At 66.2% G+C, this 22,924-nt stretch carries 19 protein-coding genes, 1 tRNA gene, 1 other RNA gene and 1 pseudogene; 11 read left to right on the forward strand and 11 right to left on the reverse strand.

The window, feature by feature from the left end; genetic code table 11:
- Nucleotides 1-34: 34 nt before the first annotated feature.
- On the reverse strand, nucleotides 35-808 hold the full coding sequence (locus tag NV1_RS03755; RefSeq protein WP_157116531.1) for a queuosine precursor transporter: 774 nt from the start codon (nucleotides 806-808) through the stop codon (nucleotides 35-37).
- A 49-nt stretch (nucleotides 809-857) separates the two neighbouring features.
- On the opposite strand from NV1_RS03755, the gene NV1_RS03760 reads away from it, so the two are divergent.
- Nucleotides 858-1,361, forward strand: coding sequence for a DUF4190 domain-containing protein (locus tag NV1_RS03760; RefSeq protein WP_067885461.1), 504 nt, complete (start codon nucleotides 858-860; stop codon nucleotides 1,359-1,361).
- Between the two features lie 78 nt (nucleotides 1,362-1,439).
- On the opposite strand, the gene NV1_RS03765 is transcribed toward NV1_RS03760, so the two are convergent.
- The 3 genes from NV1_RS03765 to NV1_RS03775 are packed head-to-tail and all read right to left on the reverse strand — an operon-like array spanning nucleotide 1,440 to nucleotide 3,699.
- Complete coding sequence (locus tag NV1_RS03765; protein ID WP_067885463.1) at nucleotides 1,440-2,255, reverse strand: RDD family protein; 816 nt, start codon at nucleotides 2,253-2,255, stop codon at nucleotides 1,440-1,442.
- A 50-nt stretch (nucleotides 2,256-2,305) separates the two neighbouring features.
- Nucleotides 2,306-3,226, reverse strand: coding sequence for a tRNA glutamyl-Q(34) synthetase GluQRS (gene gluQRS / locus NV1_RS03770; protein ID WP_067885465.1), 921 nt, complete (start codon nucleotides 3,224-3,226; stop codon nucleotides 2,306-2,308).
- The gene (locus NV1_RS03775; protein WP_067885813.1) at nucleotides 3,223-3,699 is read right to left on the reverse strand and encodes a DUF309 domain-containing protein; all 477 of its coding nucleotides are present in this window, start codon (nucleotides 3,697-3,699) and stop codon (nucleotides 3,223-3,225) included. Before NV1_RS03775 ends, gluQRS begins: the two co-directional genes overlap by 4 nt.
- A gap of 367 nt (nucleotides 3,700-4,066) precedes the next feature.
- Between NV1_RS03775 and NV1_RS03780 the strand changes: the two genes are divergently transcribed.
- Nucleotides 4,067-4,276, forward strand: a complete 210-nt coding sequence (locus NV1_RS03780) for a DUF397 domain-containing protein (RefSeq protein WP_067885467.1) — start codon at nucleotides 4,067-4,069, stop codon at nucleotides 4,274-4,276.
- Nucleotides 4,277-4,341: 65 nt separating this feature from the next.
- Here NV1_RS03780 and qcrB read toward each other — a convergent pair whose 3' ends face one another.
- Nucleotides 4,342-5,973 carry a cytochrome bc1 complex cytochrome b subunit gene (gene qcrB / locus NV1_RS03785; RefSeq protein ID WP_067885469.1) on the reverse strand — a complete coding sequence of 544 codons (1,632 nt, stop codon included), beginning with the start codon at nucleotides 5,971-5,973 and terminating at the stop codon, nucleotides 4,342-4,344.
- Between the two features lie 114 nt (nucleotides 5,974-6,087).
- On the opposite strand from qcrB, the gene NV1_RS03790 reads away from it, so the two are divergent.
- A complete protein-coding gene (locus NV1_RS03790; protein ID WP_067885470.1) occupies nucleotides 6,088-7,443 on the forward strand; it encodes a WS/DGAT domain-containing protein in 1,356 nt (451 codons plus the stop codon).
- Between the two features lie 558 nt (nucleotides 7,444-8,001).
- Here the strand turns inward: NV1_RS03790 and NV1_RS03795 are convergent.
- Nucleotides 8,002-9,177 carry an MFS transporter gene (locus NV1_RS03795; protein ID WP_218026914.1) on the reverse strand — a complete coding sequence of 392 codons (1,176 nt, stop codon included), beginning with the start codon at nucleotides 9,175-9,177 and terminating at the stop codon, nucleotides 8,002-8,004.
- 95 nt (nucleotides 9,178-9,272) lie between these two features.
- On the opposite strand from NV1_RS03795, the gene NV1_RS03800 reads away from it, so the two are divergent.
- Entirely contained in the window at nucleotides 9,273-9,863 is a 591-nt protein-coding gene (locus tag NV1_RS03800; protein WP_067885472.1) for a TetR/AcrR family transcriptional regulator, read from the forward strand.
- A gap of 52 nt (nucleotides 9,864-9,915) precedes the next feature.
- On the opposite strand, the gene NV1_RS03805 is transcribed toward NV1_RS03800, so the two are convergent.
- Both NV1_RS03805 and NV1_RS03810 read right to left on the reverse strand, forming a co-directional pair.
- Nucleotides 9,916-10,000, reverse strand: a tRNA-Ser gene (locus NV1_RS03805).
- A 64-nt stretch (nucleotides 10,001-10,064) separates the two neighbouring features.
- A complete protein-coding gene (locus tag NV1_RS03810; RefSeq protein ID WP_067885474.1) occupies nucleotides 10,065-11,069 on the reverse strand; it encodes a hypothetical protein in 1,005 nt (334 codons plus the stop codon).
- A 138-nt stretch (nucleotides 11,070-11,207) separates the two neighbouring features.
- Between NV1_RS03810 and ffs the strand changes: the two genes are divergently transcribed.
- An RNA gene (gene ffs, locus NV1_RS03815) (signal recognition particle sRNA small type) lies at nucleotides 11,208-11,302 on the forward strand.
- Between the two features lie 439 nt (nucleotides 11,303-11,741).
- Entirely contained in the window at nucleotides 11,742-13,031 is a 1,290-nt protein-coding gene (locus NV1_RS03820; RefSeq protein ID WP_067885820.1) for an aspartate aminotransferase type Ic, read from the forward strand.
- A 108-nt stretch (nucleotides 13,032-13,139) separates the two neighbouring features.
- On the opposite strand, the gene NV1_RS03825 is transcribed toward NV1_RS03820, so the two are convergent.
- Nucleotides 13,140-13,964 carry a methyltransferase domain-containing protein gene (locus NV1_RS03825; RefSeq protein WP_067885476.1) on the reverse strand — a complete coding sequence of 275 codons (825 nt, stop codon included), beginning with the start codon at nucleotides 13,962-13,964 and terminating at the stop codon, nucleotides 13,140-13,142.
- Between the two features lie 172 nt (nucleotides 13,965-14,136).
- Here NV1_RS03825 and NV1_RS03830 point away from each other — a divergent pair, with 172 nt between their 5' ends.
- The gene (locus NV1_RS03830) at nucleotides 14,137-14,712 is read left to right on the forward strand and encodes an HhH-GPD-type base excision DNA repair protein (RefSeq protein ID WP_067885478.1); all 576 of its coding nucleotides are present in this window, start codon (nucleotides 14,137-14,139) and stop codon (nucleotides 14,710-14,712) included.
- 185 nt (nucleotides 14,713-14,897) lie between these two features.
- On the opposite strand, the gene NV1_RS03835 is transcribed toward NV1_RS03830, so the two are convergent.
- On the reverse strand, nucleotides 14,898-15,650 hold the full coding sequence (locus NV1_RS03835) for a hypothetical protein (RefSeq protein ID WP_067885479.1): 753 nt from the start codon (nucleotides 15,648-15,650) through the stop codon (nucleotides 14,898-14,900).
- Between the two features lie 532 nt (nucleotides 15,651-16,182).
- On the reverse strand, nucleotides 16,183-17,334 hold the full coding sequence (locus NV1_RS03840) for an LLM class flavin-dependent oxidoreductase (protein WP_067885481.1): 1,152 nt from the start codon (nucleotides 17,332-17,334) through the stop codon (nucleotides 16,183-16,185).
- Between the two features lie 467 nt (nucleotides 17,335-17,801).
- Here NV1_RS03840 and NV1_RS03845 point away from each other — a divergent pair, with 467 nt between their 5' ends.
- The 4 genes and pseudogenes from NV1_RS03845 (at nucleotide 17,802) to NV1_RS03860 (ending at nucleotide 22,744) form a co-directional block, all read left to right on the forward strand.
- The gene (locus NV1_RS03845) at nucleotides 17,802-18,500 is read left to right on the forward strand and encodes a DUF8020 domain-containing protein (RefSeq protein WP_373864577.1); all 699 of its coding nucleotides are present in this window, start codon (nucleotides 17,802-17,804) and stop codon (nucleotides 18,498-18,500) included.
- Nucleotides 18,501-18,623: 123 nt separating this feature from the next.
- A complete protein-coding gene (locus tag NV1_RS03850; protein ID WP_067885485.1) occupies nucleotides 18,624-19,844 on the forward strand; it encodes an acyl-CoA dehydrogenase family protein in 1,221 nt (406 codons plus the stop codon).
- Nucleotides 19,841-21,273, forward strand: a pseudogene (locus NV1_RS03855) (LLM class flavin-dependent oxidoreductase). Before NV1_RS03850 ends, NV1_RS03855 begins: the two are co-directional and overlap by 4 nt.
- Before the next feature lie 100 nt (nucleotides 21,274-21,373).
- The gene (locus tag NV1_RS03860) at nucleotides 21,374-22,744 is read left to right on the forward strand and encodes a styrene monooxygenase/indole monooxygenase family protein (protein ID WP_067885487.1); all 1,371 of its coding nucleotides are present in this window, start codon (nucleotides 21,374-21,376) and stop codon (nucleotides 22,742-22,744) included.
- Nucleotides 22,745-22,924: the final 180 nt, after the last annotated feature.

Below are 22,924 nucleotides of genomic sequence, written 5' to 3' on the forward strand. Positions count from 1 at the left end.
GGGCCGATGTGGATTACGTAGGTAACAGCCGGGATCAGCTGTAGAGTGCCGGGCGGTCCAACGGGCCGTAGCTCGGCTCGCGTTTCTTCAGGAAGGCGATGCAGCGGTAGCTGATCGGCATGACGATGACCTCGCAGAGGGTCTTCCAGATGAAGCCCACCAGAACGTAATTCAGGAATGCGCCCCAGGTGTTGATGCCGATGGCGGTTGCGGCGATCGAGCAGAAGATAAGGGTGTCGCCGAATTCGCCCGCGACCGTGGAGCCCAGGAGGCGGGCCCACAGGTGCTTCTCCTTGGTGCGTTCCTTGATCAGGACCAGCGTCACCGAGTTCAGGAACTGGCCGACGACATATCCGGCCAGGCCCGCGGCGACCAGTTGCGGGGTGGTTCCGGCGACGGTGCGGAAGGCGTCCTGATTGCTGTAGAAGTCGGCCGCCGGCAGGCCGATGGCGATCCAGAAGCACAGCACCATCAGCGCCAGCATGCCGAAGCCGTAGTAGATGGTCCGGCGGGCGGCCTTGAAGCCGTAGACCTCACTGAGGATGTCGCCGATGACGTAGGCCAGGGGGAACAGGAAGAACGCGCCGTCGGTGGTGATCGGCAGGATCTCGAGCGGTCCGAGGGACAGATGCTGCCCGCCGAAGAATTGCACTCCCTTGGTGGCGCAGATGTTCGAAATCATCAGGGTGGTGGTGAAGAGCACCACGATCAGGGTGTAGGGACTCCCCACGGCCCGGGCAAACGACGCGTGTTCGGCCGCGGGGTGTCCAGACTCGTCGATTTCCGGCGTTTGTCTTGTTTCGCTCACGAGGTACTGACGATACCGGGAGCAGGGTGACTTCGAATAGGCTGGACGAATGACGAATCCCGGCGATTCCGACGAGTGGTGGAAGCAGTACGGCGGCGAGGGTGTGTCGTCGGAGTCGGGGGGCCGGCCATCGGCGCCGCCGCCTCCGCCGTCCTACAACTCGAGCCCGCAGTACCCGGCCGCGCCGCCACCACAGGCGCAGTCGTATCCGAGTTACCCACAGCAGCCGGTCCAGCCGATTCCGCAGCAGCCCTATCCGCCCGCACCCGGATATCAGCCCTACGGCGGCTATCCGCCGGTGCGCAGCTCGAACGGCATGGCCATCGCCTCGCTGGTCACCTCCCTGGCCGGCCTGGCGACCTGTGGTGTGACCTCGATCGTCGGGGTGATCCTGGGATTCATCGCTCTGAACCAGATCAGGGAGCGTAATCAGGACGGCCGCGGCATGGCGCTCGCCGGGATCTGGATCGGAATCGGGATCATCGTCCTGGTCATCGCCTACTTCGTCATCGTCTTCGTCGTCATCGCGAACAGTTCTTCGAACACCTATTGAGTGCCGGGAGAACGACGAGGGGCGCACCCGTGATCGGGTGCGCCCCTCGGTATTTCGCCGTGATCGAGGTTGTCGGCCTCAGGCCTTGATCACCTGGGTGCCGCCGGCGATCCGGTCGTGCCAGCCCTGCTTGATGGGGGACTGCTCGACGGTGACCATCATGACGATGATGATGACCAGCGCGGCGATCTCTCCGACGCAGAACAGCAGGTTGCAGACCGCGTACAGGTTGCGGATCAGCGCCTGCTGGAAATCGGGCTTCGGCGCACCATTCGGGCCCAGGACCCGAAGTCCGAGGATCTTCTTGCCGAGCGTGTAGCCCTGCGTGGACTCCATCAGCACGAAGTACAGCACGCCCACCAGGCCCAGGAGCAACCCGCCGACCAGTTCACCGGCGATGTTGGTGCCCATCCCGAGCCGGATGAGGAAGAAGAAGATGTATCCCGGAATGGCGACGATGATGGTATCGATCACCCGCGCGCCGATCCGGGTGCCCAGATCACCGGGCTGCGTGCCCGGCGGCAGACCCGGAATCCCGGGCGCTCCGGGGAAACCCGGCGCACCCGGCGCGCCGTATCCCGGCTGCTGACCGTAGGGCTGCTGCCCGTACGGCTGCTGCTGCTGACCGTAAGACTGCTGCTGCCCGTAGGGATCCTGCTGTGGATACGGCTGTCCGCCGGTCTGCTGGCCGTACGGCTGCTGCTGTCCGTAAGGGTCCTGCGGTGCCCCCTGCGGATACGGCTGTCCCCCCTGTGGGTACGGTTGCTGGCCGTACGGCTGCTGCTGGCCGTAGTCCGGCTGGCCCGGGTAGGGCTGACCGGCTTGCGGGTACGGCTGACCGTACGGCTGACCGCCCTGGGGATATTGGTTGGGGTCGTACCCACCGCTTGTCATATTTCGTGTAGTCCTCGTAGAAGTGGTCGTGGCTTCGGACTCGGCGTACGTTACGGATTTCGGCTCGGTTCCACCACATCACCAGTGACGAAGATCCACGGTGTGGTCGGCAACACTGCGGGCCGGAACTGCTCCAGTAATTCGTGCGGGCGGTTTGCCCGATATCCCAGCGAGTCCGCGAGCAGTGCGAATACCTGTTGCGGTGATTCGCCCAGTGCGCGCCGATCGGTGAGCGTCACGGCTCCGTCTCGCTTGGCCAATCGTTTGCCGTCGCGATTGAGCACGAGCGGAACATGCGCATACCGTGGCACATTCGCGCCGAGCAGCGTGGCGAGATAGGCCTGGCGCGGCGTGGACGGCAGCAGATCGTCGCCTCGGACGACCTGATCGACGCCCTGATCGGCGTCGTCGACCACGACCGCCAGATTGTAGGCCGGGACGCCGTCGCCGCGGCGCAGCACGAAATCGTCCACGATTCCGTGATACCGCCCGCGCAGCCCGTCGACGATCTCGAACTCGGTTGTCTCCGAGCGCAATCGCAGGGCCGCGGGTCGTCCCGCGGCTCGCCGCAGGGCGCGTTCGGCCTCGGACAGATCGCGGCAGGTGCCCGGATACGCGCCCATCGGACCGTGCGGCGCCTGGGCGGCCTGCTGGATTTCCCTTCGGGTGCAATAACATTCGTAGGTCAGCCCGGCCGCGGTGAGTCGGTCGATGGCGGCATGATGCAGTGCCGGCCGTTCGGACTGCCGGACCACCGGCCCGTCCCAGTCCAGGCCGAGCGCGGCCAGATCGGCGAGTTGACGTTCGGCCGCACCGGTACGCACGCGGTCCAGATCCTCGATCCGGATGCCGAAGGCGCGTCCGGTGGACCGGGCGAACAGCCAGGCCAGCAATGCGGTGCGCAGGTTGCCCAGATGCAGATCGCCGGACGGGCTGGGAGCGAATCGTCCGGCGCCGCGGTGCGCGTTCATGTCCAGCCCCGTAGACGAGGAATCAGATCATCCTCGCGGATCTCGCGTCCGGCGGACAGATCCGCCAGCAGACGCTCGGCATGTGTGCGCAGACCTGCGCCGTCGATCTCGTAGGGCAACGGTTCCGCGGCCGCCAGACGCCCCACCGCCCGCTCGAGCAAGGTTCTCGCCCCCTTGGGATTACCGCGTTGGATATGGGTGATTCCGACCGCGTATTGGGCCAGCCCCTGCCACAGCATCCTTTCGGCGAACGGTCCGCTCTTCCACGCGGCCTCCAGAACCTCATGCGCGTTGAAAGCCAGACCGTCGTCCAGTAGCCGCTGTGCGTAGTCCAGCGTCTGGTTCGGCGTGAGTTCGAGATCGTCCGGAATGCGCTCCACGCCGGGGCTGCCGAGTGGTAGCGGGCGCCCGAAACGGTCACGGGGTCGGGCATTGCGGGCATGTCCGGCATCGTCTCGATCGCGTTCCACCACGGCTCCATGATCCACGGTGGTCGCGGCGGGTGACGGCCCGGGCGGATCCGCACGTCGGAACATCGGACGAATTATGTACCTAATAATGTTTGCCCGGTCCGGGAAATATTTGCTGGCTATAATTGTGCAAACAAATTCGATGGGTCCCGTCTGGGAAGATATGCACGATTGGATTCGAAAAGAGGACAGCGCAACATTGCGGAAACCTGCTAGTGTGCTCAACGGGGGCGAGGCCCCCGCAAGGTGCGGAAAGTGGACACGCACCACGAGTCATGCAGTGTGCAGACTGCGCCGTGCAGGCGTGGTTGCGGGGAACTGAATGAAGTCAGCAAATTCTGAGGCTCGAAGCAGTGAAGGAGCAAGTGCTGTGAAGGTTGATACGACCGATGCCGTGTGGTTCAAGAGCAGACACAGTGGTCCCGACGGAAATTGTGTCGAGGTTGCCTTTCTCGGTGACGGCAATGTCGCCCTGCGGGACACCAAGGATCATGGCCGCGGTCCGGTGCTGGGGTTCACTCCTAGCGAATGGGATGCGTTCGTCGCGGGGGTGACGGATCGGCTGTCGGGGCGAGCCTGACCGGCCGATAGTATTCGACACATCGGGCCCCGGGCCGTGCGGCTCGGGGCCTTCGCGTGTCCGGATCAGTCCTCGTTTCCGGGCCCTTCGCGGCGACTTCGCAGCACGGCGAGTTGCTCGTGCTCGCGATTGCGGTCGGCTGCCTCCAGTTGTGTGGCCTCCACCTGCGGATCCGCTCGCAGGAAGCTGCCGAGGCCCGGTTTGCCGGAAAGACCCAACCGGTTCATTTTCTTCGGAATCGCCGCTCCCTGATATTCCAGTGGAATCGGATGTCCGTCCTCGTCGACCGGGCCCAGCGGCTGATGGATCTCGATGTATTCACCATGCGGTAGCCGGCGCACGATTCCGGTCTCGATGCCGTGCTCGAGCACCGCTCGGTCGCTGCGCTGCAGCGCGATGCACATCCGGTAGGCGAGCAGGTAGGCCAGCGGTGGCGCGATCAGCAGGCCGATGCGGAATATCCAGGTGGTCGCGTTGAGCGAGATGTCGAATTTCAGGGCGATGACGTCGTTGACGCAGGCCAGCGTCAGGACCAGATAGAACGTCAGCGCCATCGCGCCGATCGCGGTTCGCACCGGGACGTCGCGGGGGCGCTGCAGCAGATTGTGCGGTACGCGATCCCTGCTGAGGCGTTTCTCGATCCACGGATAGCCGATAAGCAGCCCGAAGACGACCACCATCAGCACCGCGACCGCGACGGGCCCGGGAACGGTATGCTCGAACGGATACAGCTCCCAGGCCGGGAACAGGCGCAGGAATCCGTCGGTCCACATCATGTAGAAATCGGGCTGGGTGCCCGCCGACACCTGAGATGGGTTGTAGGGGCCCATATTCCAGATCGGATTGATCTGCAGGATGCCGCCCATCAGCGCGACGATGCCGAGGGTGAACATGAAGAACGCACCCTGATCGGCAGCGAAGACCGGAACGATGCGGGCGCCGACGACGTTGCGTTCGGTGCGCGCTGGTCCTGGGAACTGGGTGTGCTTCTGATACCAGACCAGGGCCACATGTGCCGCGATGAGCGCCAGCATGATGCCGGGCAGCAGCAGTACATGCGCGATGTACAGGCGCGGGATGATGATCGTTCCGGGGAAATCGCCGCCGAACATCAACCAGTGCAACCAGGTTCCGATCACCGGTGTGCTCATGGTGATGCCCGCGAACGCCGCGCGCAGGCCCGTGCCGGACAGCAGGTCGTCGGGGAGCGAATAGCCGAAGAATCCCTCGAACATGGCCAGGATCAACAGCAGCGCGCCGATCACCCAATTGCCCTCGCGCGGTTTGCGGAACGCGCCGGTGAAGAAGATCCGGCACAGATGCACGATCATCGAGGCGGTGAAAAGCAGTGCGGCCCAATGGTGTACCTGTCTTACGAACAATCCGCCGCGCACGTCGAAGCTGATGTTCAGCGCCGATTCGTAGGCGCGTGACATGGAAACGCCGCGCAGTGGCTGATATGCGCCGTGATAGATCACCTCGGTCATCGACGGATCGAAGAACAAGGTCAGATAGATGCCCGACAGCAGCAGAATGATGAAGCTGTAGAGCGCGATCTCGCCGAGCAGGAACGACCAGTGCGTCGGAAAGACCTTGTTGATGGAACGTTTCGCGAAATTGGCCGCCCGATATCGCTGATCCGCCGAATCGGCCTGTCCGGCGAGCGTTCGGCCGATCCGGCCTTCTCGTACTGCCATGGCAGTCACCCCGCCCCGGGAGATGGGTAATCTTCTACTACAGAGCGTAGCACTCGGGGATGCCGAGATCGATGGGGTTTTCCGGCCGATCTCGGCGATGGATATCGTCGTCGGGTGAATTCGCTGGCACCGCAGGACGCGACGAGATACTGGCTGTCCCATCGGACGGTCAACGATCTGTTCCTGCTGTACTGCTTCACCGACGCCGGACAGTCGTTCGAGCAGTTGCGGGACGAGGTGTGCAAGCGTGCCGCGAGCATCCCCGACCTCTGTGTGCGGTTGCGGGAACACCGGTTCGCGTATCCGGAGTGGGTGCCGTGCGCTATCTCGGCCGAGCAGATCACCGAACCTGTCCTGGCTGCCCCGCGGTGGCCGAATGTCGTTGCGGCGCTCGAGGACCTGCTGTCGCGAGGCGTCCGAGCCGACGAACATCCATGGCGATTGCACCTGTTCCGTGGTATCCGCGATGCGCCGGGTGGCGTTTCGCCCGCGCTGGTCGCGGTGTTGCAGCTGTCGCACGCGCTGGCCGACGGGCGGCGGTCGGCCGAGATCGCGCGGGCACTGTGGAGTGATGTGGCGCACCGGGAGGTGCTGGGCAGTTCGGCGCGCATGGCTGCTGTTCGCAACTTCGCCGCATCACTCCGGCCTGTCGAAGCCGTCGCGCTGTTGGGTATGCCGGTTGCGATGGCCCGCACGGTGATTCGCGGACTGGATGCGGAGCGCGCTCGGCGGCGACTCGAAGAACTCACCGACCGAGGCGAAATTCCTCCGCCCGCAGTGGAATTCCCGTTGACCCGGATCAACCATCCGCCCGCGCCGAATTCGCATGCGATCCGCATGATGGTTCGCGAGGATCTGCGCGTCCCGGGCTACACCGTGACCGTGGTGGCCGCAACGGCGACAGCCCGGGCCCTGTCCCGCTACCTGGCCGAACACGATGAGCCGAATGTACCTCTGGGCGCGCAGGTTTCGATGGCGCTGCCCGTGTCGAGCCGCCGTCCTCGCAACAACTACGTCGACCTCGCCGTCGAACTCCCCGTGGACGAACCCGACCCGCATCGCCGGGCCACCCGCATCGCGGCCGACCTGGCCGCCCGACGCTCGCGCGCCCTGCACCCCCTCATGACCGCCCGCAACAGAGTCACCGAGGTGATCCCCGCCCCCGTACTCCGCCGCGACATCGCCGGTTATCCCCTGGATCTCACCCCCGAAACCCTCACGGGCCACACCGTCATCTCCAGCGTGAACCGCGGACCCGCCGACCTGCTCTTCGGCAATGGCCTGGTCCGCTGGACAGCCGGATTCCCCGCCCTCGGAACGGTGATGCACCTGACCCACGGCATCCACGGCCTGGGCAACACGGTCACCGTCTCGATCCACGCCGACCCGGACGTCATCCCGGATATCGACGCCTACGCCGAGCTTGTGGACGCCGCCCTCACCGAGACGACAGCAGCTCTGCGCTCCTGATTCGCATTGGCGATCCGGTGACGACTTACAAACGCCACTCGCACACCTCAGTGAGGATCATGCTCGAATAAGTTGGGCTGCTTGCTTTTCCAATGCCGAAGCGGGTTGGAAACGCTTCCGTCGGGATGGGAGCCGTGGCTTGTGTGGAGCAACCATAGACCTCAGTCGCGGCACACGTAACTGCCGCCCTCGCCGGTATCTACGGAAAGGCCGTCCCGCATCTTCAGCAGGAGCTTGCGACGTCCAGCGCTTTCCCTCCATCAACGCCGATGCACTCGAAAGCTGGCTTGCACCATGGAATCCCGCATTGCTCGAGCGACGCAGAGGGCGACCGGATGTCTGATCGCCGGCTGTGATCGGCACGGCCTGCGTCGACGCGCGAACGCGGTGTGCCGGTGACGATCGTGTGGGAGGAGAACGCGGGGCGCGGCTGAACTTTCCCTAGGATTCCGGCGACGTATGCGGGTCCGGATTGCTGACCTCGTGGCCGATGACCGCGCCGGCCGTGTCGAGTGCGGCGCGAAGGCGAGTCCGCCGCCCGGCGCGAGGGCGGGTTCATCACCGCGACCGCCGGGGGATCAGCGCCGTGATCGCGAGCGCGATCAGCATGATGCCGTAGCCGGTCGCGGTGGTCAGCAGGCTGACGCTGGTCGCGATGACGCCCGCCGCGACGGCCGGGATACAGAATGCGAGGTAGCTGAGTACGTAGAACGCGGCGACGAGCTTGCCGCGTTCGGTGGCCGGTGCGAGCGGGAAGACGGTGCGGGTGATGCCCTGAAAGCTGGCGCCGAAGCCGATCCCGGCGATCACCGTGCCCACGAAAAGCATTGCCGGTGAACGGCTTTGGACGGCGGCGATGGTCACCGCGATCCCGATCGCCAGCGCGGCGGCCGCGAAGCGCATCACCCGGGTGGCCGCGACCGTGCGCAGCAGCCAGATCGCCGCCGCACCCACTCCGGCCAGGGTGAACACCAGCAACCCACCGAGCAGGATCGAGTTCGAGCCGGTGACCACACGCACCAGGCTCGGGCCGAGCGAGAGGTAGAAGCCGCTCAACGCCCACGCCGCGATGTCCAGCAGAGCGGTGGCCGCGAAGGCGTTCCGCGCTGCGGCCGGGACGCCGACGTGCGGCCGCAGCGCCCGCCGCGCGCCGGGCATCATCGGCGAGGTCTCGGTCACCAGGATCGTGCCGATCGCCTCGATCGCGAACAATACGACGAGCACCAGGTACACGGTTTGGCGCGGCCACGGCAGGAACTGGACGAGCGCCGCGGAACCGAGTCCGCCGACGGCCAGGCCCGCAACGGGAGCAACGCTGTTCACGATCGGCCCGTGTGGACGTTCCGCGTCCAGGACGGCGGCGGCCAGCGCACCGGTTGCCGCGCCGGTCGCGATGCCCTGCACCATGCGCGCCGCGATCAGCAACGGAACGCCGTCCGCGGTGCTGAACACCACCATGGCCACCACGTCGAGCGCGATCGCGGCGAGGATCACCGGGCGGCGCCCGACGTGGTCGGACAGCGACCCGACGGTCAGCAGCGCCAGCAACAGGCACACCGCGTAGACGCCGAAGATCACTGTCAGCATGCCCGGGGAGAACGACCAGCGTGCCTGGTAGACGCGGTAGAGCGGGGTCGGCGCGCTGGACGCGGCGAGGAACGTCAGCATGGTCGACGCGGGCAGGACGGTGGCCAGCCCGGACGACATGCGCCGGGTTGTCGGAGCGATCAGCATGGAGAACCCCACGGTCAGCTAAAGCAAAGATTATTGCTTTAGCCGACGGTACACGGGGCGGACCTTAAAACAAAGACCTCTGCAATAATGGTCGAATGTCGGCCACCACACCAGCCCGGCGGCCGGGCGGGCGCAGCGCGAAGGTCCGGGACGCCATCTACACGGCGGTCGGCCAGCTCATGGGCGAGGGCAAGGCGGACCGCATCACCATCCCGCTGCTCGCCAACCGGGCCGGCGTCAACCCGACCAGCATCTATCGCCGCTGGGGCGACCTGGACACGCTGCTGGAGGAGGTCGCTGTCGCCGCGCTCACCAAGGACGGTGACGAACTGCCGGACACCGGGTCATTGCGCGGTGACCTGTCGGTGTGGGCTCGGATCGTGGTCGACGACATCACCCAACCGCGCCGGACCCGCTACCTGCGCGCCATGATTTCCGCCCGGGACGAGGTGGGCAGCTGCCCGTGCTGGGAGCAGCGCCGCACGCAGGCCGAGGAGATGCTGGATCGGGCGAGGGCGCGCGGGGAGCGGGTGCCGACCGAGCGCCAGGTCCTCGATCACGTGATCGCGCCGATGTATCACCACGTGGTCTTCGGCCTGTCCGCCGACCGGGACTACGCGGACCAACTGGTCCACGACGTACTCACCATGGCCGAGGCGTCCGCCCCGTCACCCCCGTTGAATTGACAAAGCCCTGGTCGGAGACTGAATTACAGTCCCCGACCAGGGCGGTCAACAGCGGAGGATAGGGGATTTGAACCCCTGAGGGCGTTAACCCAACCCGCGTTCCAGGCGAGCGCCATAGGCCACTAGGCGAATCCTCCGGTCAGGAATATACCGGCTGACCCCCTCCGGGTGCCAAACCGGCCTGTCGGAGGGGGTGCGGGATCATTTGTGCAGGCCGGTGAGGACCTTTTTGAGCTGGTCCTTGCACGTGGTTCCGGCCTCTTGGGTACTCGGGGCGCTGTCGGCGTCGATGCGCAGCTCGATCTTCACCGAGACGTTGGAGTCCATCGCCGCGCAGGTGTAGTTGAGCACGTTGAAGCTCGAGTAGTTCCGCTGCTCGATGGCGTAATAGGCCTGCTGGCCGATTCCGGTGATGTCACCGGAGCTGCGACCGCTGCCGGTGGTCTTGGTGTCGGTGTCCTTCCACATGTTGTAGTCGGGCGAGCCGTACTTGCTCTGGAACTCCACATTCAGGGACAGCTGGGAGCTGTCGGTGCTGTATTTGCCCGCGCCCTCGTAGGTGCCGTCGCAATCCAGTGAGCCGCCGCCGATACTGCCGTCGGGTGCGCGTTCGGTGTGCGTCGGGTTGGGTTTGGCCGTCGGCGCCCACTTGCTCAGCACCGTCAGGTCGACCAGGCTGCACGCGTTCGTGACGCTGGACATGCTGTAGTCGCCGTCGACCTTGTTCTTGCCGAGAACCGAGCTGGAGTTGTCGCCGCCACCGGCCACGGCCACGATGCCGATCACGACCCCGATGACGACCACCAGCCCCACCACGCCGCCGATGATCCACAGCGCGGCATTGCTCTTCTGCGGCGGCCTCGGCGCGAAGGACGGCTGCTGTGGATAGCCGCCGGTGAACTGCGGCTGGTGCTGCTGTCCGGTGTAACCCATCTGCGGTTGGGCGATCGGTTGCGGCGTCGGCTGGGAGGGCGGCTGCGGGATCGCGGTCGGCTGCGCCGCCGACTGTGCGTAGGGCTGTGGGTTGTAGGACTGCGGGGTGTACGGCTGCTGGGTGTAGCCCGCGGCGCCATAGCCCTGGTTGCCGCCCAGAATGGTCGGATCGGTGCCGGTGAGCGGCGTGCTCGAACCGGTGCTGGCCGGTGTGGACCACCATTGATTGGAGTCGTTGGGCGGCTCGTCCTGCGGCGGGGTGTTGTCCGTCATATTTTCCTTCCCTCCGGTTGTGGTAGCCGAAGCCCCCTCGGAATGTCGGACAGATCGTAGCGACTCCGCCGCTCCCGCGTCTCCCGCGTTTGGCGGGGGCGCGTGCGGACCGGATCGCGACGAGTCGCTACACTGGTCGACGGATCCCGCGCGGCGCGCATCCTGTGAACTCCCCCAGGGCCGGAAGGCAGCAAGGGTCAACGGGCTCTGCCGGGTGCGCGGGGTCCCCTTAGATCTACGGGGCCCTCGCACAACACTCACGCCGAGTGCGCTGCCCCTCTCGCCGCTCAGACGCTCAGACATCTGGCGATGACATCGAGAATTACCCCGAAGATCCCCCAAGTTCGCTCACCCGAATAACGCTGCTACTACGGTTCGCGGCCCGTCCGTCGGTCTGGTGATGGTGTGGAGAATCACCGGCGACGGTCACCCAGGCTCGCTCACCCCGGATAACGTCAACTCCGAGGTTCGCGGCCCGTCTCGCCGGTCGGACGCGTGGCGGGTGCGAGGAACCAGTGCCCGACACGGGGCCGAGCGGCGAGACTTCGGGGGCCGCGAACAGCCGGAGCGAAGCGGAGGCAGAAGATAGAGCACCCGAGTAACGTGGACGGCTGGACCGGCGCGGGCCGCGTCCGGACAAATCCCCAAGCTGCTTGGAAAGGCTGTTGAGTGATGCCCCGGCAAACGCAGATCGGTTTGATGAGCCATGCGGAACTCGTATCCGAACACGAGACGCAGACCGCGAACTACGCGAAGCTCGAAACCGAGAAGCTGACACTGGATCTCACCCGCGGTAAGCCCTCGCCCGAGCAGCTCGACCTGTCGCTGGATCTGCTCACCCTGCCCGGCAGCAACGAATTTCGCGATGCCGCCGGTACCGACCTTCGCAATTACGGTGGCCAACAAGGACTTCCGGAGTTGCGTGCGATCTTCGGCGAGCTGCTCGGCATTCCGGTGGCCAATCTGCTGGCCGGGAACAACTCCAGCCTCGAGCTGATGCACGACGTGCTGACCTTCGCCCTGCTGTACGGCACCGCCGATTCGGCGCGCCGCTGGGTGGACGAGCCGGCGGTGAAATTCCTGTGCCCGAGCCCGGGATACGACCGGCATTTCGCGATGACACAGGCGCTCGGCGTGGAGATGATCCCGATCGCGATCGGCCCCGACGGCCCGGACGTGCACGCCATCGCCGAGCTGGTGGCCGCCGACCCGCAGATCAAGGGGCTCTGGGCAGTGCCGAACTACGCCAACCCGACCGGCGTCACCTTCTCCGAAGAGGTTGTCCGGGAACTGGTTTCGATGCCCGCGGCCGCTCCGGACTTCCGGCTGTTCTGGGACAACGCATACGCGGTGCACCCGCTGACCGACACCGCCGAACCCTCGCTGGACGTGTTGGGCCTGGCCGCCGCGGCCGGAAACCCCAACCGCCCCTACGTTTTCGCCTCCACCTCGAAGATCACCTTCGCCGGTAGCGGTGTGAGCTTCCTGGGAAGCTCGACCGCCAACCTGGACTGGTACCTGAAACATGCCGGGAAGAAGAGCATCGGCCCGGACAAGATCAATCAGCTGCGGCACGTGAAATTCTTCGGCGACGCCGACGGCGTGCGCGCGCACATGCAGAAGCATCGCGCGATCCTGGAACCGAAATTCGCTCTGGTGCTGCGGATTCTGGAGGATCGGCTGGGCGCGTCGAAGATCGCGTCGTGGACCGAGCCCAAGGGCGGCTACTTCATCAGCCTCGACGTGCTCGACGGCACCGCGGCTCGGGTCGTCGCGCTGGCGAAGGCGGCCGGAATCGCGCTCACTCCGGCGGGTTCGGCCTTCCCGTACGGAAAGGACCCGGACGACAAGAACATTCGCATCGCGCCGAGCTTCCCGCCGCTGGGTGATCTGGAGAAGGCGATGGACGGTCTGGCCACCTGTGTACTGCTCGCGGCCACGGAGAAGCTGCTCGACAAGTAGATCGGTATCTGCGGCCTCCGCTTCGCTCCGGCGGGTTCGATTGCCTCCGCGTCTGCCGCTGTTCCTCGAGCTCCGCTGCGGCATATGCCGCAGCGGAGCGTCGGTTGGTTAACCGGGTTTGTGGGCCAGGACCGCGAACATGGTCACCGACAGGTGGATGTCACCGGATTCCGCGCCCGCGCGCAGGTCGGCGAGCAGCTGCTCACGCTGCTGTTCGGTGATCGCACCGCGCGCCACCGCCATCGCGGAGATGCGCGCGACGAGCGCGCCCGCGCCGATACCGGCGTCCTGGACCAGCGCGTACGAGCCGACCTCGTCGACGATCAGCCCGGCCTGCTGCAACTGTCCGTGCAGGCGACGTCCGGCGAACGGGTTGGTGGTGTTGCCGATCAGCGTCTCGATCACCTCGTGCACCACCTTCCGGTCGCCCGGATGCACGATGGCGGTGCCCCAATCGCTGTCGGTCACCACGACCCGGCCGCCGGGCCGCAGTACGCGGGCGATCTCGGCGGTCGCGCGCGTGGGCGCGGTCAGATGCTGGAAGACGCGCTCGCACAGGGCCGCGTCGAACGATCCCGCGCCGAAGGGCAGGCCGTAGGCGTCGCCGGTGACGAATCGCGCGGCCGAGCCGGCCTCGGCGGCATTGCGTTCCGCTGCGGCCAGCAGATTCGGATCGGGTTCCACGCCGACGGCGTAGCCGTCCGGGCCGACCGCATCGGCGAAGGCCAGGACCTCCGATCCGGTGCCGGAACCGATGTCGACCGCGCTTTCGCCGGGCCGCACGGCCAGAGCCTCGTGGGCCCAGGACCGCAGCCGCGCGATACCGGGCAGGGCGGCCTGTAGATCGCGGACGTCGATGAGTTGATCATGCCCTTCGCGGTCGAATCGATCCGGTCGGCGGGCAGGGTTCGTGGTGCTGTGTGTGGGCGCCATATAACTTGCCGTTCTGTCTTTCGGCGCCTTGTCCACTGTGGGGGGTATCACCAGAGTGTCAGGCATGCGCCGAGCCTACGCGGCGCACCCGGCTACCCGCCGGTTTCGAATCGGCAGGCGTCATAATGACCCAGCAAGACCTGCCACACTCGCCACATGCGGAGGGCGCTCGATGAGTTACAAGCTGTGCCTGGCGCAAGAGCCGGAAGCGGACAAACTGCTGTCCGAAGACTTGTTCGCATTACTACTGGGCATGCTTCTCGATCAGCAGTATCCGCTCGAGCACGCGTTCCGGGGGCCGCGCAAACTCGCCGAGCGAATGGGCGGATTCGATATCCGCAAGATCGCCGAGGCGGATCCGGCCGAGTTCGAGGAGTTGGCGGCCACGCCGCCCGCGATTCACCGGTACGGGCGGTCGATGGCGCGGCGGGCGCAGGATCTGGCTCGGTACGTCATCGAGAACTACGACGGGCAGACCGAGCGGATCTGGACCCAGGGTGATCCGGACGGCGCCGAGGTGCTGCGGCGGCTGAAGGATCTGCCGGGATACGGAGATCAGAAGGCCCGGATCTTCCTCGCGCTGCTGGGGAAACAGCTCGGGGTGCGGCCGAGCGGGTGGGAGAAGGCCGCGGGGGCGTATTCGGAGAAGGATTCGCGGCGTTCGGCGGCCGACATCGTGGACGGGGAGACGTTGCTCGAGGTGCGCGCGTTCAAGAAGGAACAGAAGGCCGCCGCGAAGAAGGCGTGAGCGCCGGCCCGCGATGCGATGGCCGGCCTGAACCCATGGATAGGTGAAAGGCCTTGGCGGACAATCTTTCCGGATGACGAGATCGCCGCAACGTCCTGGCGATGAGAGGTTGCGGCGACCACGTGGTTTTCGAAGGCCGCGATTCGGTCCGGTGGTCCCGTGATCAGGGGATCGGGCCGGCGGTGTCAGGCGACGGTGATGATGGTCCGCTCGTCGCGGACATCGTGCGCGGGCAGGGCGTTCACCCGCTGCCGCACCAGCCGCATCGTGTACCAGGTGTGTTTGCGGACGCCCGAGGCGATCGCGGCCACCGCACCGCCGAATGCCGCTGCGCCGCAGAGCATCGCGGCGGGATCGAGGCCCGCGCTGGCTACCTCGTGGGTGCCGTACCGAGAGGTGCCGCCGCCCAGGAACAGGCCCAGGAGGCTGCCGAGGCCGTCGCCGAATCCGTGTTCGCCCTGGACCATCGTGCGCAGTTCCGGGGCCTTGCCGCTGAGGTAGAGCAGGTCGGCCAGGACGAACATGGCGGTGGCCAGGGACGACCCGAGTACCAGATAGGACAGCGCGTCGGTGCGGATGCGCAGATACATCAGCACCGCGCTGATGGTCACCACCGCGGCCAGTATGGCCAGGACCGCCCAGACGCCGCTGATGCTCGGCTGGCTGTAGCCGTCCGAGTACCAGTCGTCGAAACTTCTCGTCGCGCCGTCGATTCGGCCGAACGCATCCGAACGCAGCCGCCCGTTCGGGCCCGATGCGGTCAGCCACGGCTGGAACATCAGGATGAGGGTGAGTGCCGCCGCGACGGCCGCGGCCACATAGCCCTTGTCGGCTCGTGCGGACGAAATGCTTTGTGTCACAAGGTTGGTGTGCCGGAACGGCGACGCGGGGAGGTTTTCCGAGTCGTCGTGAACATGCCAGGGTGTCGAAGAGGTCATTGTTCCAGTCGTAATTTTCCGCATCGCTGATATCGAGAGCTTGTTTTTCCGATATGCCATCTCGTGAATGGTGCGATGCGTGTTCATTTCATTGGTTCGTGACAATGAGCGGCGGCGGCCATTGCCTCGTTCACGGTAGTCCGGTTCTCCTCTGGAGTACAACGTGGTTCGAATCCCAGAGAGACTCCGGGCACAGTAAAATCCGGATGTTTCGGAACGCGGGAAAGCGGTGCTCAGGCGTGCCAACGCTGTTGTATATCAGCATCTTTCGCGTGCCGACAAGCACTGGGAACGATCGGCCACGGGAGGCTCGAGCACTGCCGGAGGAGAATTCTTGTGATCGAGCAGACAGTATTCGCGGCTCGTAGTAATCCATTACCGGCGGGTTGCCGAATTCGAATGTTCCCAATTCTGAGAATGGCCTCGAATGTGGGGTATCGTGCCGCGACCCGATCCATCTCACGAGCCGCGGATACGACAGCTGCGACCACCCGGAATTGGGGCGGCCGCCGTTGCGATGTCCGTGCGGGGCTCAGCTGCTACCGGCCGCCGCTGTGGCGAACGGGGTGGTCGCCACGGGACGCACTCGCCGCGTGGGGTGCTTCCACAGACCGCGGCGCTCCAGAATCGGCAGAACGCCCTCGCCGAACCAGTACGCCTCCTCCACATGGGGATAACCCGAGAGGATGAACTGCGTGATCCCCAGGCGCGAATATTCGATCAGGCGCTCGGCGACCTCTTCGTGCGAGCCGACCAGCGCGGTACCGGCGCCGCCGCGCACCAGCCCGACGCCGGCCCACAGATTCGGCGCGATCTCCAGCCGATCGGTGGCGCCGCCGTGCAGTTCGAGCATCCGGCGCTGGCCCTCGGACTCGCTCTTGGTCAGATTCGCTTGTACGCGTTCGATATCCGCGGGATCGACCGCCGCGAGCAAACGGTCCGCCTCGGCCCAGGCCTGTTCCGAGGTGTCCCGGGAGATGACGTGAATGCGCAGGCCGTAGTCGAGCTTGCGGCCGTGGTCCACCGCCAGGCGGCGGATCCACTCGAGTTTCTTGCTCACCGCGAAAAGTGGCTCGCCCCAAGTCAGATAGGCGTCGGCATACTGGGCGGCGATCGGGCCGGCGGGAGCCGACGAACCGCCGAAGAATACCGGCGGGATCGGGTCGGGACGGTTGTTCAGCAGAGCGTTGCGGATCTGAATGTGCTTACCCTCGAAGCTGATCGGCTCGCGCGCACCCCACAGCTCGCGCACGATGTGCAGGAATTCCCCGGTGCGCTCGTAGCGCTGTTCCTTGTCCAGGAAATCGCCGTACGCCTGTTGTTCGTGCGGTTCGCCGCCGGTGACGACATTCAGCAGCAGTCGACCGCGCGAGTGGCGTTGGAAGGTTCCCGCCATCTGCGCGGCCAGGGTCGGGCTGACCACGCCGGGGCGGAAGGCGACCAGGAATTTCAGTGTCTCGGTCGTCTCGACCAGCATGGCCGTGGTGAGCCAGGCGTCCTCGCACCAGGCCCCGGTCGGGGTGAGCACGGCCTCGAAACCGTTCTCCTCGGCGGCTGCGGCGATCTGGTTGAGATAGCGCAGCGAGGCGGGGCGGTCGCCCGACATCGAGGTGCCGTGGCCGCCCGCGACCAGGTTGCGGGAATCACCGTAGGTAGGCAGGAACCAATGGAAATTCAAGCTCATTCGAGCGCAACCCTTTCGAGACGGAGCACGGGCGGTCGACCGCCGTACGGTCGGCGATCCAACATCCGATACTGCGCAGTCCGGCCCGGGGCGTCACCGGTTGAAATCTGGGTGTTTCTTAACCTGGCTCGACCGTAGCTCGATCTTCGATGCTCGCTCCGGTGACGGTTGCGGTGGCGATTCAGTATTTCATCACGATCAACGCGCCGTTCACCCCGGCGCGGTAGCATTCGTCGTTATCGGATCGTCACCGTGCAATGACGGTCCGATCGGCGAATCCGACCCGGTGCTACGGCACTGGGGGGACACCGCCCAGCCCGGGAGTGCCAACCCGGGCGCGGCGGGTCCGGGATCGGCCCTGTGCGTGGGCGAACTCGGAATTCCGTGACGGCGGATTCGCTGGATGCCGGGGTGCTGCAAGCGCCCCAGTCCTACTGCTCGATGATGAGGGAAACAGAAAAGTGAAGATGAGAAAGTTCGCGGTGGTCGCGGCTCTGGTAACGACTGCCCTTGGCGTGACCGCCGGGGCTGCCGGCGCTGCTCCGGAGAGTGCGCCGGAGGCCGTCAACTACAAGGCGTGGACGACTCCGACCGCGTCGATCGTCAAGACCGACGCCGGTTCGATGGACGTCGAGAACGGCGTCTTCAAGATCAAGGCCGCCAACGGAAAGACTGTTGCCGGAACAGAACTGAAGTTCCGGGTCGACGATTTCGAGTTCCCGATCGCGGCGAATATCGCCGATCGCACCGCGACGCTGACCCCGCAGTTCGACATGCAGCACGCGGTCTACAAGCCGGTGGATCTGCCGTATCAGAACAGCGCGCCGTGGAAGACCCCGTACGACCGTGAGCAGGCCGCGTTCAACCGCATGAAGGACACCATCGGCACCGGCGCCACCGTCGGCACCCTGGTCGGCGGTCTGACCGGTGGGGCCGTGGGCTGTGTGCTCGGCGGTATCGCGGGTGCGACCGTGTCCGCGGCGGCGATCGTGGGTCTGTTCGGTGCGTTCATTCCGGCCGCGGCGATCGGCTGCCTCGGCGGCATCATCGCCGTCGGCGCGCTGGGCACCCTCGCGGGCCAGCTGCTGGTGACCGCTCCGGTCGCGATCGCGGCCGCGGTGCAGTACTTCCAGACGATCAACGCGCCGTTCACCCCGGCCAAGTAATTTCGAATCCACAGGGCCCCGTCCGGAATCCGGGCGGGGCCCTGCGGCGTTTGCCCGGTGTGTGTTTCGATCCGGCTGCGCGTAAAGCGTGCGCGAAATCCGTGTTCGGGTGATCGTTCGGGTATGACCTCCACCGCCGTACGCACCACCACCGATCGCGAGCTCGCCGAGATCTTCGCCCCCATCTTCGACCGGATCGCCGCCGGCGCCCTACAGCGCGAGATCGACCGTCGCCTGCCGTACGAGGAGGTGGGCTGGTTGCGCGAGGCGAAGTTCGGCGCGCTGCGGGTGCCCGTCGAATTCGGCGGCTACGGTGCGAGCGCGGGTCAGCTGTTCGGCTTGCTGATAGATCTGGCCGCAGCGGAATCCAATCTGCCGCAAGCACTTCGGGTGCATTTCTCGTTCGTCGAGGATCAACTTCTGGCGCAGCCGTCCGCGGCCGGCCAGGAGTGGCTGCGGGCGGTGGCGAACGGGACGTTGGTCGGCAACGCGATCACCGAGCCCGGCGTGGGCGCGGTGGATCGGTACCGGACCACCCTGACCCCGGACGGGGCGGGCTGGCGGTTGAACGGCGTCAAGTACTACAGCACGGGTTCGCTGTACGCCGATCACATCCTGGTGGCGGCGGACAAGGACGGCGAGCGGGTATCGGTCCTGGTCGACGCCGACGCCGAGGGGGTCCGGCAGCACGACGACTGGGAGGGGTTCGGGCAGCGGCTGACCGCCAGCGGCACAACCGAATTCGAGAACGTCGCGGTCGCCGAGGACCGGATTCTCGGACCCGGATACGGCGGGCCGGGGGCCACCTACGCCACCGCCTATCTGCAGCTGGTGCAACTCGCCGTCCTGGCGGGCATCGCACAGCGCGCCGAATTCGACGTGCGCACCTGGGTTTCCGAACGCACGCGCGCCTACACCCACGCCGCCGCCGATCTGCCGCGGGAGGATCCGCTGGTGCAACAGGTGATCGGTCGGCTCTCGGCCGCGGCATTCACCGCCCGCGCCACCGTGCTGGCCGTCGCCGATCGGCTGGACGAGGTACTCGATGCCGGTGCGAGCGATGAGAACGACCTGGTGGCACTGGAACTCGCGGCCGCGCAGGCGCAGCTCGGCGTGATCGATATCGTGCTGGCGGCTACCACCGAGCTGTTCGAGGTCGGCGGCGCGTCGATCGTGTCCGAACAGCTGCGGCTGGATCGGCACTGGCGCAACGCCCGGACCGTCTCGGTGCACAATCCGGCGATCCAGAAGGCCCGCGCCATCGGCGATCACCTGCTGAACGGGACCGCTCTGCCCTTCGCCTGGAGTGCGGGCGCGCGCGGGACGCGGGAGGCCGGGAAATGACCCGGCGGATCAGGTTCAACGCCTTCGATATGAATTGCGTTGCGCACCAATCCCCGGGACTGTGGCGTCATCCGCAGGACCAGTCGCATCGGTATACCGAACCGAGCTACTGGACCGAACTCGCGAAACTGCTCGAGCGGGGCGCTTCGACGGCATCTTCATCGCCGACGTGCTGGGCACCTACGACGTCTACGGCGGTGACGACACTGCGGCGCTGCGGCAGGGCGCGCAGATTCCGCTGTCCGATCCGTTGCTGCTGGTTTCCGCGATGGCCGCTGTCACAACACATCTCGGCTTCGGCATCACGACCGGTACCGGCTTCGAACATCCGTACCCGTTCGCCCGACGGCTGTCCACGCTGGACCATCTCACCGGCGGACGCCTGGGCTGGAATGTGGTGACGGGGTATCTGCCCTCGGCCGCAAGGAATTTCGGCGAGGCGGACCAGCTCGACCACGATGACCGCTACGACCGGGCCGATGAATACCTCGAGGTGCTCTACAAGCTGTGGGAGGGCTCCTGGGAGGAGGACGCGGTGGTGCGCGACGCCGACGCCGGGATCTACGTGAATCCCCAAAAGGTCCACCACATCGGGCATTACGGCACGCATTACACGGTTCCGGGAATTCATCTGTCCGAGCCCTCGCCGCAGCGCACACCGGTGATCTATCAGGCCGGGGCCTCCACCCGCGGCATCCGGTTCGCCGCGGAGAACGCCGAGGCGATCTTCGTCGCTGCACCGTCGAAACGCGTTCTGGGGCAGACCGTCTCGCGAATCCGAGAGGCATTGCGGGAGGTCGGGCGCGACCCGTATTCGGCGCGGATCTACGCGCTGGCAACCATCGTCACCGATGCCACCGACGCGGCCGCCGAACGCAAACACCGGGAATACCTGGAGTACGCGAGCGTCGAGGGCGGACTGGTGTTCATGTCCGGGTGGATGGGGATCGATCTGTCCCATTACGACCTGGACGATCCGATCGGCCAGGTGCACAGCAACGCCATTCAGTCGGCGGTATCGGCATTCCAGGAGTTCGACGACGACGGCCGGGAATGGACGGTGCGCGATATCGCCCGCTGGGCCGGTATCGGCGGTATGGGACCGGTGTTCGTCGGATCGGGCGAGTCGGTGGCCGATCGGCTGCAGGAATGGGTCGAACAGACCGATGTGGACGGGTTCAACCTCGCCTACGCGATAACCCCGGGAAGTTTCGAAGACGTTGTGCAACACGTGATTCCGGTGTTGACCGAGCGTGGTGCCTACCCCACGGGGTATGTGCCGGGGACACTGCGCAACGCGCTGTTCGGCGCGGGTGATCGGCTGCCGCGCGAGCATCGGGGCGCGCGGTACCGCCTGGACGGCCCGGGGTCCACGGCGTATCCGGCATCGGTGCGACGTCCGGATCTCACGGCTACCACGAAGCCCTGAGTTCGCGGCGTGGCCGCGAATGCGGGAAACCGGCTCCACAGATTGGTTCTCGGTGATTACAACACTCCTCGGCGGACCCGCTCGATTGCAGAATTCCTTTATGACCGAACAGAATTCGTCTCGCACAGCGGCCATCATCGGTGCCGGGCAGACCGGCGCCACCGCCGCGCTCGGCCTGCTGGACGCGGGCTTCCGAGTCACCATCTACAGTGATCGCGATCAGCAGAGTCTGCGCGATGACGTGCCCGCCACCGGCACCGCCCTGGGATTCGGTGAGGCGCAGGCCGCCGAGGCCGCGCTCGGCCTGGATACCTATGTCGATCGCGCCCCCAATCACACCGGGCTCAGCGTGCGTATCGCCGGACCGGAGAATGCCGAATTGATCGGATTCGACGGGGATTTCGACGGATTCGTCGGTCTCGCGGTGGACACCCGGCTCAAGGCCGACGAGCGGCTGACCGCGTTCGCGCAGCGCGGCGGGCGATTCGTGGTCGAGCAGGTGACGCCGCGGAAATTGGACGAGATCGCCGCCGCCAACGACCTGACTCTCGTCGCCACCGGTCGCGGTGGCCTCGCGGATCTGTTCGAGGTGGACGCCGACCGCACCGTGTACGCCGAGCCGCAGCGTAAGGTGCTGACCGTCACGCTGACCGGATTGGGCACCGGCCCAGAGGTTTTCGCGCATCGCAGCGCGGCCGGCGGTGCGCACAGCCTGTTCTCGATCTTCGCCGAGCAGGGTGAGGCGTGGTGGGGTCCGTACCTGCACAAGGACGCGGGGCTGTCGTGGGTCTTCCTGGGCTGGGCCCGCCCCGGCAGCGACTGGGACGAGCGTTTCTCCGCCGCCGATTCCGCGGCCTCGGCGCATCAGGTCGTCAAGGAGCTCTACCGCGACTACATCGACTGGGATCTGCCCGAGGTGCTGTCCACCCGGGTGATCGAGGATGATCCGCATTCGTGGCTGAAGGGCGCGGTGCGTCCGGTGGTGCGCAAGGGCGTCGGGACGACCGAGAACGGGCATCTGGTGGCCGCGCTCGGCGATACCGCGGTGGCGTACGACCCGATCGCCGGACAGGGTGCGCAGAGCGGACTGGTTCAGGCGCAGCGCCTGGTCGCGGCCGCGGCGGCGCACGAAGGGGAATTCGATCGCGCCTGGATCGAGGCGCAGTACCAGGACTTCCTGAACTTCCGGTCCGATGCGGCCAGTCACGCGACCCGGCTGTTCCTGAGCGATCCGGAGCTGGGTGACATCGCCAACCGGTTCTTTCCGGCCGCCGCGGTGGACAAGAAGTTCGCCTCCGCGCTGGTCTCTCTGCTGCACCGCCCGCAGCCCTTCCTCGGCATCGACACCGTGGCGGCGGCGGACGCCTACATCGAGCAGGTCACCGGCGCCGAGGCCGACGAGGTGCTGGCCGAATTCGCCCCGGCGGGGCGTTTCGAGCGTTCGAAGTACAGCGCGGCCGCCCAGGTCTAGCGCGGGTCAACCGAGTTCACCGAGTTTCGTCCGCCCTTGGGCACCAGCGCCTCGCCGGAGCGAAGCGGAGGCCAAAGGTACAGCCAAAAATACTGCTGATTCAAAACCTCGTGCCGGCTGGCTCGCGGTGCTGAAGTGAAAGGCATACGCCGTGCCTGGTCAACGAGGGCGCAGACTCCG

It is taken from the genome of Nocardia vaccinii NBRC 15922 (assembly GCF_001613305.1).
Taxonomy (GTDB): domain Bacteria; phylum Actinomycetota; class Actinomycetes; order Mycobacteriales; family Mycobacteriaceae; genus Nocardia; species Nocardia vaccinii.

What these genes read in the sequence shown, in the direction of transcription:
- NV1_RS03760 (WP_067885461.1), top strand. Translation starts at nt 858, where the DNA reads ATGACGAATCCCGGCGATTCCGACGAGTGGTGGAAGCAGTACGGCGGC.
- NV1_RS03765 (WP_067885463.1), bottom strand. Translation starts at nt 2,255, where the DNA reads ATGACAAGCGGTGGGTACGACCCCAACCAATATCCCCAGGGCGGTCAG.
- gluQRS (WP_067885465.1), bottom strand. Translation starts at nt 3,226, where the DNA reads ATGAACGCGCACCGCGGCGCCGGACGATTCGCTCCCAGCCCGTCCGGC.
- qcrB (WP_067885469.1), bottom strand. Translation starts at nt 5,973, where the DNA reads ATGGCAGTACGAGAAGGCCGGATCGGCCGAACGCTCGCCGGACAGGCC.
- NV1_RS03795 (WP_218026914.1), bottom strand. Translation starts at nt 9,177, where the DNA reads ATGCTGATCGCTCCGACAACCCGGCGCATGTCGTCCGGGCTGGCCACC.
- NV1_RS03800 (WP_067885472.1), top strand. Translation starts at nt 9,273, where the DNA reads ATGTCGGCCACCACACCAGCCCGGCGGCCGGGCGGGCGCAGCGCGAAG.
- NV1_RS03810 (WP_067885474.1), bottom strand. Translation starts at nt 11,069, where the DNA reads ATGACGGACAACACCCCGCCGCAGGACGAGCCGCCCAACGACTCCAAT.
- NV1_RS03820 (WP_067885820.1), top strand. Translation starts at nt 11,742, where the DNA reads ATGCCCCGGCAAACGCAGATCGGTTTGATGAGCCATGCGGAACTCGTA.
- NV1_RS03825 (WP_067885476.1), bottom strand. Translation starts at nt 13,964, where the DNA reads ATGGCGCCCACACACAGCACCACGAACCCTGCCCGCCGACCGGATCGA.
- NV1_RS03830 (WP_067885478.1), top strand. Translation starts at nt 14,137, where the DNA reads ATGAGTTACAAGCTGTGCCTGGCGCAAGAGCCGGAAGCGGACAAACTG.
- NV1_RS03835 (WP_067885479.1), bottom strand. Translation starts at nt 15,650, where the DNA reads ATGACCTCTTCGACACCCTGGCATGTTCACGACGACTCGGAAAACCTC.
- NV1_RS03840 (WP_067885481.1), bottom strand. Translation starts at nt 17,334, where the DNA reads ATGAGCTTGAATTTCCATTGGTTCCTGCCTACCTACGGTGATTCCCGC.
- NV1_RS03845 (WP_373864577.1), top strand. Translation starts at nt 17,802, where the DNA reads ATGAGAAAGTTCGCGGTGGTCGCGGCTCTGGTAACGACTGCCCTTGGC.
- NV1_RS03850 (WP_067885485.1), top strand. Translation starts at nt 18,624, where the DNA reads ATGACCTCCACCGCCGTACGCACCACCACCGATCGCGAGCTCGCCGAG.
- NV1_RS03860 (WP_067885487.1), top strand. Translation starts at nt 21,374, where the DNA reads ATGACCGAACAGAATTCGTCTCGCACAGCGGCCATCATCGGTGCCGGG.